This is a genomic window from Ruegeria sp. ABV3_008 (genome assembly GCF_056161185.1).
This window is the reverse complement of sequence record NZ_JBSWYP010000022.1, coordinates 1-12,203: the sequence shown is the minus strand read 5'-3', so window position 1 is coordinate 12,203 and position 12,203 is coordinate 1. Positions and strand designations below refer to the sequence as shown.

11 protein-coding genes and 1 pseudogene are annotated in these 12,203 nt (G+C 53.8%); 10 read left to right on the top strand and 2 right to left on the bottom strand.

Annotated features, from left to right (window positions below; translation table 11 throughout):
• The first annotated feature begins 1 nt into the window (after position 1).
• From paaI to ACXAH8_RS22435, 3 genes are read left to right on the top strand one after another with little or no spacing between them, the layout of a single operon-like run.
• On the top strand, positions 2 to 427 hold the full coding sequence (paaI, locus tag ACXAH8_RS22445) for a hydroxyphenylacetyl-CoA thioesterase PaaI (protein ID WP_475220732.1): 426 nt from the start codon (positions 2 to 4) through the stop codon (positions 425 to 427).
• A 23-nt stretch (positions 428 to 450) separates the two neighbouring features.
• Positions 451 to 1,761 (top strand): phenylacetate--CoA ligase PaaK, encoded by a 1,311-nt coding sequence (gene paaK / locus ACXAH8_RS22440; RefSeq protein ID WP_475220731.1) that lies wholly within the window; start codon positions 451 to 453, stop codon positions 1,759 to 1,761.
• 3 nt (positions 1,762 to 1,764) lie between these two features.
• Complete coding sequence (locus ACXAH8_RS22435) at positions 1,765 to 2,361, top strand: TetR/AcrR family transcriptional regulator (RefSeq protein ID WP_170681191.1); 597 nt, start codon at positions 1,765 to 1,767, stop codon at positions 2,359 to 2,361.
• Between the two features lie 584 nt (positions 2,362 to 2,945).
• Here ACXAH8_RS22435 and ACXAH8_RS22430 read toward each other — a convergent pair.
• On the bottom strand, positions 2,946 to 3,365 hold the full coding sequence (locus ACXAH8_RS22430; RefSeq protein WP_170549636.1) for a CAP domain-containing protein: 420 nt from the start codon (positions 3,363 to 3,365) through the stop codon (positions 2,946 to 2,948).
• 224 nt (positions 3,366 to 3,589) lie between these two features.
• Here ACXAH8_RS22430 and ACXAH8_RS22425 point away from each other — a divergent pair.
• A pseudogene (locus ACXAH8_RS22425) lies at positions 3,590 to 4,258 on the top strand (IS6 family transposase).
• Between the two features lie 64 nt (positions 4,259 to 4,322).
• Here ACXAH8_RS22425 and ACXAH8_RS22420 read toward each other — a convergent pair.
• A complete protein-coding gene (locus tag ACXAH8_RS22420; protein WP_475220730.1) occupies positions 4,323 to 5,219 on the bottom strand; it encodes a LysR substrate-binding domain-containing protein in 897 nt (298 codons plus the stop codon).
• A gap of 100 nt (positions 5,220 to 5,319) precedes the next feature.
• On the opposite strand from ACXAH8_RS22420, the gene ACXAH8_RS22415 reads away from it, so the two are divergent.
• From ACXAH8_RS22415 to ACXAH8_RS22390, 6 genes are all read left to right on the top strand, one after another.
• A complete protein-coding gene (locus tag ACXAH8_RS22415) occupies positions 5,320 to 6,630 on the top strand; it encodes an aminotransferase class I/II-fold pyridoxal phosphate-dependent enzyme (RefSeq protein WP_475220729.1) in 1,311 nt (436 codons plus the stop codon).
• Positions 6,631 to 7,101: 471 nt separating this feature from the next.
• A complete protein-coding gene (locus tag ACXAH8_RS22410) occupies positions 7,102 to 8,793 on the top strand; it encodes an adenylate/guanylate cyclase domain-containing protein (protein WP_475220728.1) in 1,692 nt (563 codons plus the stop codon).
• Positions 8,794 to 9,329: 536 nt separating this feature from the next.
• Positions 9,330 to 9,656 (top strand): PepSY domain-containing protein, encoded by a 327-nt coding sequence (locus tag ACXAH8_RS22405; RefSeq protein ID WP_475220727.1) that lies wholly within the window; start codon positions 9,330 to 9,332, stop codon positions 9,654 to 9,656.
• An 83-nt stretch (positions 9,657 to 9,739) separates the two neighbouring features.
• Positions 9,740 to 10,423 (top strand): winged helix-turn-helix domain-containing protein, encoded by a 684-nt coding sequence (locus ACXAH8_RS22400; RefSeq protein ID WP_475220726.1) that lies wholly within the window; start codon positions 9,740 to 9,742, stop codon positions 10,421 to 10,423.
• On the top strand, positions 10,407 to 11,678 hold the full coding sequence (locus ACXAH8_RS22395; protein ID WP_475220725.1) for a sensor histidine kinase: 1,272 nt from the start codon (positions 10,407 to 10,409) through the stop codon (positions 11,676 to 11,678). The genes ACXAH8_RS22400 and ACXAH8_RS22395 overlap by 17 nt, the downstream gene beginning before the upstream one ends.
• A gap of 78 nt (positions 11,679 to 11,756) precedes the next feature.
• Positions 11,757 to 11,963: a hypothetical protein gene (locus ACXAH8_RS22390; protein ID WP_475220724.1), complete on the top strand. Its 207-nt coding sequence runs from the start codon at positions 11,757 to 11,759 to the stop codon at positions 11,961 to 11,963.
• The last annotated feature ends 240 nt before the right edge of the window (positions 11,964 to 12,203 follow it).

Genomic DNA, 12,203 nt, shown 5'->3' with positions numbered 1-12,203 from the left:
GATGACCCCGCAAGAACGCGCCGCTAAATCTGCCGCTGCTATGTGGGCCAATGATGAGGCCAGCAAATGGTTCGGCATGGAACTCGTTGACGTCGACGAAGGCCGCGCCGTTGTGGCACTGACCGTCGCAACTCATCACTGCAACGGCCATGGCATATGCCACGGCGGCGTCACCCACGCCTTGGCAGACAGCGCGTTTGCCTTTGCCTGCAACAGTCGCAACGTGGCGACCGTCGGCCAACATACAATGATGAGCTATCTCGCACCCGGACGCCTGGGAGATCGCCTGACCGCAACCGCAACAGAAACCGCTGTCGCAGGTCGGAGCGGTGTCTATGACGTGCGCATCACAAATCAAGATGGCATGACTATCGCCGAATTCAGGGGTATGTCCCGCGCGGTTGGTGGTCAGAATTTTGACGAATAGAAATACGCTGGAGGAGCAACGCAATGGACGCCCTGTCCCCCAACAAAGCTGAATTGGACCCGATCGAAATCGCATCGATCGACGAAATCCGTGCGACTCAGCTTGAACGCCTCAAATGGTCGGTCCGACATGCCTACGAAAACGTGGCGATGTACAAGCAGCGCTTTGATGAGGCGGGTGTCCATCCGGATGATTTGCAACAGCTTTCGGATATTTCGAAGTTCCCGTTCACGTATAAAAACGATCTGCGCGACAACTACCCTTTCGGCCTTTTCGCCGTCCCGCGCAGTGAGATTATCCGACTGCACGCGTCTTCCGGGACAACCGGCAAACCAACTGTGGTGGGCTATACCAAAGCTGATATCGATAACTGGGCAGATTTGGGTGCGCGTTCGTTGCGGGCGGCAGGTTTGCGCAAGGGTGATTTAGTCCACAACGCCTATGGCTATGGCCTCTTCACCGGCGGCCTGGGCGCCCACTACGGGATCGAACGTTTGGGTGCGACCGTTGTCCCAATGAGCGGCGGGCAGACCGAAAAACAGGTCGGCTTGATAAATGATTTTCAGCCCGACGGGATCATGGTGACGCCGTCATACATGCTCAACATCCTTGAACAGTTCCACAAATCTGGGCTCGACCCCAGAAAAAGCTCTCTCAAGGTCGGCATTTTCGGAGCAGAGCCCTGGACAGACGCAATGCGAACGGAGGTTGAATCCGCGTTCGACATGCACGCGGTCGATATCTACGGCCTGTCTGAAATCATGGGCCCCGGCGTCGCGAGCGAGTGCGTCGAAACAAAAGATGGTCCCGTGATCTGGGAGGATCACTTCCTGCCCGAGATCATCGACCCGACCACAGGCGAAGTACTGCCCGACGGCGAAACCGGCGAGTTGGTGTTCACCACTTTGACCAAAGAAGGTTTGCCAATGATCCGCTACCGCACGCGCGATCTGACCTGTCTGTTGCCTGGAACGGCGCGCTCGATGCGCCGGATGGCAAAGATTACTGGTCGCAGTGACGACATGATGATCCTGAGGGGTGTGAATGTTTTCCCCAGCCAGATCGAAGAACAGGTCATGGCGACGGGCGGTCTGGCCCCCTACTATCAGATCGAACTTTACAAATCTGGCCGAATGGACGCGATGCGGGTGTTTGTCGAAGCATCAGCAGACTCGACCGACGAGATGTCCAAGACTGCCGCAGCCCGAATGCTGACTAAGCGCATCAAGGACGTTGTTGGCGTTTCAACGGAAATTGTTGTAGGTGATCCAGGCGACGTCGAACGCTCTCAGGGCAAGGCGAAGCGCGTCATCGACAACCGCGATAAGGAATAAGCCGTGGCCAGGACAATCGCCAAAGACCACGACCAGAAGCGGGAACAGATACTCAAAAGAGCTGCGAAAATCTTTGCGGACCAGGGGTTCGACCGCGCCTCGATGACTTTGTTGGCAAAAGAGTGCGGGATATCCAAGGCGAACATATACCATTATTACGACAGTAAGGATGCCATCTTGTATGACATCCTTGAGACCTATCTACGTGATTTACGTGACCGCATTTGCAACGTTGATTTCGAAGGGCTTGAGCCTGAAGAGAAACTTCGAAAGGCTGTCCGCGAAATCTTGTTCGCCTATCAAGGTGCAGATGACGAGCACCGGGTTCAGATCAGCGGTATGAACGCCCTCGCCGACGACCAGCAAAAGAAACTGCGCGAGTACCAGCGTGATATGGTCAGCTTCATCAACAATATCCTACAGGAGCTGTCTCCAGAGACATTGGGTGATGACAAGGCCAAGCTGCGCGGAGCCACAATGTCAGTCTTCGGCATGCTGAACTGGTATTACATGTGGAACACGGGAGCAGGAACCAAGGCACGTGAAGACTACGCTGATCTGGTCAGCACACTGACGGTCCACGGCATTCGAAAGCTGTAGGAGGGAAGCACTCTTCTTTCAATTGACGGCTTTTCATTGGCTTCAAGGGAGATTCCTCATCGCAGACTACTGGCATTTCGAATGAGGAGAAAACCAGATGCTGGGCTGTTCAACTAGTATAAATGACCGTATCTAAAACACCCAAAATGGCAAATTTCATTGGGAAAGTACATGGCCGGGCATTTCTCAACCTTTTGGATCGCATCGCGTTTTCTTAAGCATCGCGGTTTTCGGGCTTGTGTTCTGCTAGGTTGAGTGTTGATCAGGTCACCCTTCAAGAGCCAGTACGTGTCAGGCAATTGGTGACGTTTAAAGCCAATGAGAATGACACCGGCAGTGCTTCTATGGAGGTTGGAATTCGGGCCGCGGCAGAAAACACTCGCAGTGGTATGCGGCGTCACACGAACTCTTGCCATGCTACCATATGCACCCCAGCCTTGGAGACGCCTCGCTCGCTAGCCGTTCAATGCCCAATATGGATAAAATTGAGAAGATTAGATGCGCATAGCGTTCAATTGGGCCGTGTCGAACAAATGGATTGGCCGTCACCATTGTTTCAACTGACCCGCTGATCCTGCGCGAAACTAGCAAGGGGCGGCCAAAACCATTACCCAAGTTCGATCCGCGGCTTCGTAGAGCGCGAATTCCCTAGCCTCGCGAGAGAGCATGTTCGCTCGATGTCCGGGTGATCGAGCCCAAGCCGACACAACTGCATCCAACCCTTGCTGCCCCTTTGCGATGTTTTCAGCGACGAAGCACCATTTGTAGCCTGCCCCGAGAACCCGCCTTCCTACATCAGACCCGTTTGATCCGGTGTGCGAAAAGAAACCTCTCTTAGCCATGTCCTCTGCATGAGATTTCGCAGCTTTCTCCAGTTTTTCGCTATATAGCAAGGCGTGAAGACCTTGGCGTTCGCGAAGTGAATTCAATGCGTCCGTCGCCAATGTGTTAGCCACTATGGTCGAAGGGAGCAGGTACGCCAAAACTAGCAGTACACGGAACATTTCAGTCATCCCCAGAATCTTCCAATAGTTACAACCCTGGTTTGCTACAAACGAAGATAATTGGTCGTAAGTCTTGCTACTATAAATCTGCTCCTTCAGGGACTAGATATGCGCAGGCCAAGATAATCGCGGCCTATTGGGCTCTGTTGCAAGCTTTTAGCAATTGGCGGTGTAGCGGCTGCGAAGTGAATGACTTCGGGTCTTAACCAGTTGAAATCCTAATCATGATTTCATTCAAAGGAGCGAAGTATCCGAGAGACGTTATCCAGTTCACGGTCTTCTTTTATGTTCGCTATGGTGTTTCCTGCCGCGATTTGTAAGAAATCAAGTACGAACGAGATGTTCCGGTCGACCACAACACGCTGAACAGTTGGGGTACGCAATTTTCCGGTGCAATCGCTGAAGCAGAACTTCGGCGGAAAGAGCCATGCGACCGCTCCTGGAGAATGAACGAGACTTACATATAAAGGTGAAAGGAACTTGGGTCTGTCATTACCGCGCCGTAGACAAACATGGCAAAATGCTTGATTTCATGCTTTCAGAACGTCGAAACAAACTGGCAACCACAAAGTTCTTCGCCAAAATGCAGGAGCATCAACGGCCTTCTACGAAAGATTGTCATCGACAAAAGCGGCGCAAACACTGCGGGTAACAAAGCAATCAACAGAATGCTCAAAGGCTTTGGTTGCCCTATACTAATAGAGATTGTCAGGCGAAAGAACTCGAACAATATCATCGAACAAGACCACCAATCCATTAAGAGGCGAATACGACCGATGCTTGGGTCAAACGCCGAAGCATCAGCAGCTGCAACGCTAGATGGAATCGAAGTGGCTCACATGATCTGCAAAGGTCAACTCACGCCCGTTCTCAACCGAAGATGCAACGCCTGAAAAACCCAGGTTCTGTGTCTTCACCGAAATCGGTTTTGAGCCCAATGCAGAAACACTCGACATGTCAGCAGTTTTCATCCGTAAATTGCTGTCCTTCCTCTCGAAGTAGACTAACGACCTCATCAATCGCAGGATGGCGTCTCGATCTATGTGGAAGCTCGAGGGCCAACACCCGACCCGTTCCGATACTTTCCGATGAAACTTTCTTGAGTTGCCCAGACTGAAGCGCCTGCTCAACCAGGCAGCTATGTCCCATAAGCACACCCGCACCGGACTTCGCTTCTTCTACGGCAAGGGCGTATAGCGAATATCTCGGCCCCCTTTGGGGATCACCAACTGAAACACCCGTCGCCTCTGACCAAATGGACCAGTCTTCTTTCCACGTCTGGTCATGCAGCAACTGCGCGGTCTCTAGATCAAGACCATCTGCTATCTTTGGTGAACAAACTGGGAGGATTTCGTCTTCCGCAAGCACGATCTGATCCGGTGTTTCAGCCGGGACGGAAAAGAAAACCGACAGATCAAATAGTTCTCTCGACAGGCTGGGAGGCCTCTCCATCGCTGTCACCGAGACATTCAGGTCGGGACGCTTCTCGCGCAGCTTGCCCAATCGCGCTGGCAACCATAGCTGCGCAATTGAGGGCAAAGCGGCAATATGAATCTCGGGGTTGGGTGCTAGGTTTCGTAAACTCTGCGTCGCCGCCGCGAGAAGATCAAAGGCATGTGTGAACTCTCCTGCTAGCTTGCGACCAGAGGAGGATAGCGAAACACCGTGAGCACCTCTTTCAAACAAGGTAGTTCCGGCCCAGCCTTCCAAAGCTTTTATATGTTGTGAGACCGCGCCGGCCGTGACGCACAACTCCTCGGCCGCGGAAACGAAACTTTCTAGCCTCGCCGCAGCCTCGAAGGCACGCAGAGCATTGAGGGGCGGCCCTTTGGGGCGACGTGGAGCGACAGCCATAGATCTCAGCCTTAGTTTTTCTAAGCCCAGAAATAGCAAAACTGGTTTGCGTTGTCATTCCGATCTGTCCAATCTGTGTGCAGCCAAGGAGGGAATTGCGATGACCATAGAAATGAGAAACTGGGTGCCGGCCGACAGCGAAGCACTAGTCCAGAAGATCGCAACCGAAACGTCTCGCACCTCATCCAACGCTCTGCTGGATCGGATTGAGCATTTAGCCACCCGAAATCGGGAAATCCACGAGCAAGAATGCTTCAACCTAAATCCTGCAACCAATGTAATGAACCCGAGAGCTGAAGCCTTGCTGTCTTCTGGAATTGGCTCGCGCCCGTCGCTTGGATATCCGGGCGAAAAATATGAAATGGGACTTGAAGCCATCGAAGAAATCGAGGTCATCTCAGCGGAGCTATGTGCGGAAGTTTTCGACGCAAAGTTCGCAGAAATCCGCGTACCTTCTGGCGCGATTGCGAACCTCTATGGCTTCATGGCCACTTGCCAAGCCGGCGATACGATCATTGCACCGCCGGCATCGATCGGTGGGCACGTAACACATCACATCGCAGGATGCGCCGGATTGTTTGGTTTGCATACATTAGATGCGCCAACCGATGCCAATGGCTACACCGTCGATCTCGACCAGCTGCGCGCGCTTGTGCGAAGGGAGCGTCCCAAATTGATCACGATCGGCGGAAGTCTCAACCTTTTTGAGCACCCGGTCAAAGAAGTACGGGCCATTGCAGATGAAGTCGGTGCCAAGGTGATGTTCGACGCCGCGCACCAATGCGGGATTATCGCAGGAAGAGCTTGGCGCAATCCCTTGGTCGAGGGCGCACACTTCATGACAATGAGTACGTACAAAAGCCTCGGCGGTCCTGCTGGGGGGCTGGTTGTCACAAACGATGCGGAGATCGCAAAGGCTTTGGATGCCATTGCATTCCCAGGCATGACGGCAAACTTCGACGCCGCTAAGTCAGCTGCTCTTGCTGTGACGATGCTTGATTGGCGCGACTATGGACAAGACTACGCCGCCGAGATGATCACAATGTCCCGCGCAATGGCCCAGAGCCTCGATGCGCAAGGTGTTCCAGTTTTTGCCGGACGCGAGGGCTTCACCGCCTCTCACCAGTTCGCTGTTCTGGCAGAAAGCTTTGGTGGCGGACAGGCTGCATCCAAGACCCTGCGCAAAGCTGGGTTCCTGGCGTGCGGTATTGGCCTGCCGGTGACGGAAATCGAAGGTGACATGAATGGTCTGCGCATAGGTACGCCCGAGTTGGTGAGATGGGGTATGACGTCTGATCACGCTGACAGGCTGGCTTCTTTGATAGCGCGCGGATTGAAGGGTGACTATATCGCCGCCGAAGTGGCTGACTGGCGCCGTCACTTTGCGAGCGTGCATTTCGTTCACAGCTAAATCTGTAAAAATCGCCGCAGGAGAAAAAAGATCGCTTCGTCCGCACACTTCCGACGCAAACCAGGGTGCGCATAGTGTCTTCACCAAGTCACAGCCGCACAACTTACTGACGATGGCCATCTTAAGAGAGCCGGGCCGCGATGGTTTTTTGCGAGCTCAAATCTCACTCGAATTGCCCAAACGTGTTTAGGTTTCAGCGGTTGTTTCTGACCGACGATACGTCCCTTGCTCCAAGCCGGACGAAGAGCACGAATGGCAGGTGAGTTTTGTGTTTCCATAACTGATCCTACGATCCGCCATGCCAGCCCACAACGACAATCCAAAGTTGACGAGAGACGGTGTAACAGGGTGCTGCGGTGTCATCTAGGTCGGCAGTGAGCTCAAAGGTGCCCTTGTCGGGCTGACAGAACCTGAGTGTCGCGTTAAGTTCCTAGAAACGGGGGTTAACGAATGGACAGAAGGCTTACCACAGTGCTTGCAGCTGATATTGTCGGCTACTCTGCACTGATGGATCGCGACCGGGAAGGTACGATTGCAGCGCTCAGATCATTCCGTGAAGAAACGCTTCAGTGTCTGCTGGAAGACCATGATGGAACGCTGATCAAAAGCATGGGCGATGGTTGGATTGCCGAATTCAAATCCACATCAGATGCCGCAGATTGCGCGATTGCAATACAGTCAGCTCAGAAACCAGATGGTATCAGACTTCGAATTGGCATTCATACCGGCGAGGTCGTCACGGACGGTGATGACATTTTTGGTGACGGAATCAATGTCGCCTCTCGTCTCGAAGCGCTGGCCGAGCCGGATCAGGTTCTGATGTCGGACACCTCGCACAATAGTTTGGACCGTGGTGATGCATCTCACTTCGAAGGCGGCGAGCAAACAGAGCTGAAAAACATCACACGCCGCATCGGTGTTTGGCACTGGCCCAAAGGCACTTCGGCCAATCTTTCCACAACAACAGATGTCAGACCCGGGATTGCCGTACTTCCGTTCGACAATATGTCCGGTGACCCCGAACAGGAGTTTTTTGCAGACGGCATTACCGAGGACATCATCACAGAGCTGTCTCGTTTCCGCTGGCTGATGGTGTTGGCCCGAAACTCGTCATTCACGTTCAAAGGTAAAAGCACAGATATACGCGAAGTTGGGCGCACTCTTGGGGTGCGGTATGTTCTGGAGGGCTCGGTCAGACGTGCAGGTCAGCGCGTCCGCATTACAGGGCAGCTGATTGATGCAGAAAACGGCAGCCATCTTTGGGCAGATCGATTTGACGGCGTGCTTGATGATATTTTTGACCTTCAAGACAAAGTCACCGTTGAGGTCGTGACAGCGATTGAGCCATCGCTGAGGCACGCTGAAACAAACCGAGCACGAGCGAAACCAACGGACAATTTGGAAGCCTACGAACTGTACCTTCGGGCGCAATCGCACTTCCATCTTTTGACGGACGAAGACAACCGCAAGGCCATACAACTCACAACACTCGCACTGGATCGTGATCCAGACTATACGTCCGCATCCGGGCTTTTGGCTTGGTTGCATATTCAACGAATGGTTCAAGGGCTTGAACCTATCGGTGAGGGACCAAAGGAAGCTGTCAAAGCCGCTGAACGGGTCCTTATGAGCGATCGTGCAGACGGGATCGCAATGGCGTATGCGGCGCATTCTATCTCAATGCTCGCGCGAGACCTGCCGCGTGCGCGGGACGTTTTCAAACAAGCGCTCAAGCAAAATCCAAACGCTGCAACAGTTCACATGCTAGCATCCATTAACCTATGCCTGCTTGATAGGCCGGAGGAGGCTCTGAAACACGCGGTTCAATCTGTCGACCTTAGCCCACATGATCCGTTGCGACACGCCGCCTACCTTGCTCAGGCAAGCGCACTCTTTCAGCTTGAGCGATATGAGGAAGCGGCTGGAGCTTGTCGGGATGCTTTGTCAGTGCGATCCAGCTTCGTCATGAGTCACCTCATGCTGATCGCTTCTCTGGGGCACCTGACTGATGAAGAAGCCGCTCGCAAAGCGGTTAAAGACCTGCAGATTTTGCGCCCGGGCTTGACTGCCGCTTCAAAGGAAACCCAGATACCAATCTTCACTGTTCCAGCCTCCGCAAACAACTGGCGTGAAGGGTGGTTAAAGGCAGGGTTACCTCAGTAGGTGATCGGTAAAGTCAGTAAACAGAGACTGACGCCAATCCATGCGAAGCTAGCGAAGTCGCAGAAACGTAAAACCTAGAAATCTGATACCCGCAGGAAAGGCTTTTCCCCCTGCCGCATGCAAAACTTTACTGTCTGCGTTGCAGCCGTTCACGCCAAGTTGAGCGATTGACTGCACTGAGCCCTTTTTGACGAATGCCACGCGATGCCCCAATCGCAGCGATGCGCTGAAAGCTGACTTTGCGAATTTTAGCGGACGACCTAGAGCCGACCTGAAGCGCCAGGGCACGTACCTGCAGTCGCAGCGTGTTTCCAAGACGTTCGCTGCAACCCGAAAAATTCGCCTATACACACAGGAAAGGAAAACGAATACGTGGCTCGCCAGATAGATATCGACCTAAAGTTGGATTGGATTGCGCAAGATCCTCAGCTTACAAAATTGTAAACTTCGCCGCATCTTCCAGCAAAGCGCGGCTCCCATGTTGTTCTCATCGGGAGGCAATAAAGCCTTCAAGCAACAAACGATGGAGAGAAAACATGGACAAGAAAAACGCAGCGCTCGGCGCACTGGCAGGCCTGGTTCTTACAGGAGCTGTCGTTGGTTCGGTTTCGGCACAAAGCACTGCAGAGGCGACGGGACTCACTTTGCAGCAGGCCATTGAAATCGCGCTTCAGGAAGTGTCCGGTGAGGTCCAGGAAGCGGAACTCGAAATCGAAGATGGGATGAAGATCTATGAGGTCGAAATCTTGGATGCTGACGGCCAAGAGTTCGAAGTCGAGATTGCCGCCGAAACCGGTGCAGTGATTGAGGTTGAGGCTGAAGGTGAAGACGACGATGACGACAACGATGAAGATGAGACATAGGTCGCGGCCAAGCTGCGAATGATTGGCCAATTCGGAGGTCGCTCACTAGAGTGGTCTCCGAATGCGTGACGGTAAGGGTTCACATGCGAATTTTGTTTCTGGAAGATGACAGCCAACTTGGGTCTTGGGTCACTAACGGCCTGCGCGAAGAAGGTCATGTCATCGACCATTTCGAGGATGGCAAAGACGCTTTGATGGCGGCTATGGCTCAGGAGTACGATCTTCTAATTCTGGACCGCATGGTCCCGGGTCTCGATGGGTTGGCGGTTCTGAAATCTTTGCGTGCGTCGAAGAATAGCACCCCCGCTCTTTTTCTAACGGCTTTGGGTGAGGTCGACGCCCGAGTCGAAGGCTTTGATGCTGGCGGCGATGATTATCTTACGAAACCTTTCGCCTTTGCCGAACTCTCTGCCCGCGTAGGCGCTTTGGGCCGCCGCCGCGAAGGCATGGAGGCGAGACAGCCGGAAGCCACGGTCTTGCGCCATGGAGATCTAAGCCTCGATCTTCTGGCGCGAACCTGCAAACGCCAGGATCAACAGATTGAGCTATTGGCCAAGGAGTTCAAACTTCTGGATTACTTGATGCGAAGACCGGGTCGATTGGTGACACGTACGATGCTGCTGGAACAGGTCTGGGATATGAGTTTTGATCCGACCACAAGTGTCGTAGAGACACATATCAGCCGTTTGCGCACCAAAATCGACAAGCCGTTTGATAAACCCCTGATCCGAACCCGTCGTGGGGAAGGCTATGTCTTTGGCCGGTAATCTAACCTGGCTTCGCCGCTCCTCGACCTTGCGGTTGGCGCTGATATTGTCAGCCATCTTCGCGCTTTGCATTGCTACCGCGGCCTATATCACGATTACGGTAGGCTCAGATGTGTTCGAACGCCGTATCGATACGACGCTGGATGCACTGGCAAAGGCCTCGGCCCTTGAGGGTGCGCGTGGGGACCGGTTTGGCGTCATCTTGCGTCACCCAGATGATCTCGAAGACCTGCCAATTGCTTTTCAGCGTGTGGTTGCGCGCGGCGGGGGTACGGTGGAGCTGTCCGATGATTTTCGGGAATCCGAAGCCTGGCGCGTTCTTGTAGATACTGACAGTCAAGGCGCGCCGGTCATGGCGGCTGTTCCGCTTGATGACGCGGAGGATGCGTTTGAACTCTTAGGCGGTGTTCTCTGGACCACGATGTTGACAATGATTGTTCTGACATTGGTGGTAGGGTTTGCCACCGGTATCGTCGCCCAGCGACGTCTCAAGCGGATCAACAGCACGCTTTCGGCTTTGGCCTCTGGCGACCTCAGCGCGCGCACAGAGATCACGCGGAACAAGGATGACCTCGACGACATGGCACGTCAGGTGGATTTAACTGCCGCCGAGTTGGAGCGGCTGGTCGCCCAGACCCGCCATCTCAGCGCGAATTTGGCGCATGACCTGCGCACCCCACTGGCCCGCCTGCGGTCTCGACTTGAAAGCTTGCCTGAAGGAGAGGAACGCGGTGCAGCCCTGGAAGAAGCAGAGCGTTTGTCCGGCATTTTCGATACGATCATGCGGGTCGCTCGGATTGAGGCCGCCCAAGGCACAGACGGATTCGAAAAGGTTGATCTGACGGACTTGATGGCCGACATGTCGATGACATTTGGCCCAGTGATTGAGGACGCAGGCAAAGTGCTGCAATTTGATGCAAGTGACGCTGCAACGGTTTTCGCGGATCGTCAGATGCTTGTTCAGGCAGTTGCAAACCTCATACAGAATGCGATGCGCTATGGAGGGGATCAGATCAATCTGGCAGCACGTGGTCGCACCATCAGTGTCGCCGACAACGGTCCCGGTGTGGCGCCAGAGAAATACGCCGAGATCATCAAGCCCATGGTCCGTCTTGACGCAACACGACAGAGCGAGGGTACGGGTTTAGGCCTAGCCCTCGTCCGTGCGGTTGCAGATCGCCATGGTGCAGATCTTATCTTGTCGCAAACCGATCCTCACGGTCTGACGGTGACCCTGAAGTTTGCAGATTTGTAAGTTTTGACACAGGCGGACGTAAAGCCCGAACCACATATCAGTTTCATCAACACAATAAATGAAACTGGAGATTGAGACATGAAAACGTATCTGGACAAGATAACCTCTGCTGCTGGTGTAGGCCTCATTCTTGTGGCCTGTGTCGTGGCGAGCCTTGGCCTGTCCTTCATGGTCTTTTTGGCGATGTTTGCGCTGGCCGTTGTCGGCCTAAGCATCTTGACTACGCCGCTTCTGGCGTTGCTTCAATTCTCAGAGCGCAAGGAAGTCGAGGCGGTTGCCGAGTAAACCTGACTGCCTACGGATGCGCCTGATTGAGGGCACAAAGTAACGTGCGCTGATCGTCGGGGCCGTCTAGTCGGGCATGCCCGCTTTGGGCTGCCTACTGTCATCCGCCCACAACAGATGAATGACCAAAAATGTCTGCAAAGTCGATGTTCAGGCAAAGTGGGTTCGATCCGGACCTTCGCCACGTGTTTCATCAAGGCCTATTGCTCGGACAAAGCCGCCCTTCAGTCAGTGGGTGGT

Excerpts from the sequence above, each read along its gene's own strand:
- ACXAH8_RS22420 (WP_475220730.1), bottom strand. The coding sequence starts at position 5,219 with ATGGCTGTCGCTCCACGTCGCCCCAAAGGGCCGCCCCTCAATGCTCTG.
- ACXAH8_RS22390 (WP_475220724.1), top strand. The coding sequence starts at position 11,757 with ATGAAAACGTATCTGGACAAGATAACCTCTGCTGCTGGTGTAGGCCTC.
- ACXAH8_RS22405 (WP_475220727.1), top strand. The coding sequence starts at position 9,330 with ATGGACAAGAAAAACGCAGCGCTCGGCGCACTGGCAGGCCTGGTTCTT.
- paaK (WP_475220731.1), top strand. The coding sequence starts at position 451 with ATGGACGCCCTGTCCCCCAACAAAGCTGAATTGGACCCGATCGAAATC.
- ACXAH8_RS22415 (WP_475220729.1), top strand. The coding sequence starts at position 5,320 with ATGACCATAGAAATGAGAAACTGGGTGCCGGCCGACAGCGAAGCACTA.
- paaI (WP_475220732.1), top strand. The coding sequence starts at position 2 with ATGACCCCGCAAGAACGCGCCGCTAAATCTGCCGCTGCTATGTGGGCC.
- ACXAH8_RS22430 (WP_170549636.1), bottom strand. The coding sequence starts at position 3,365 with ATGTTCCGTGTACTGCTAGTTTTGGCGTACCTGCTCCCTTCGACCATA.
- ACXAH8_RS22400 (WP_475220726.1), top strand. The coding sequence starts at position 9,740 with ATGCGAATTTTGTTTCTGGAAGATGACAGCCAACTTGGGTCTTGGGTC.
- ACXAH8_RS22395 (WP_475220725.1), top strand. The coding sequence starts at position 10,407 with ATGTCTTTGGCCGGTAATCTAACCTGGCTTCGCCGCTCCTCGACCTTG.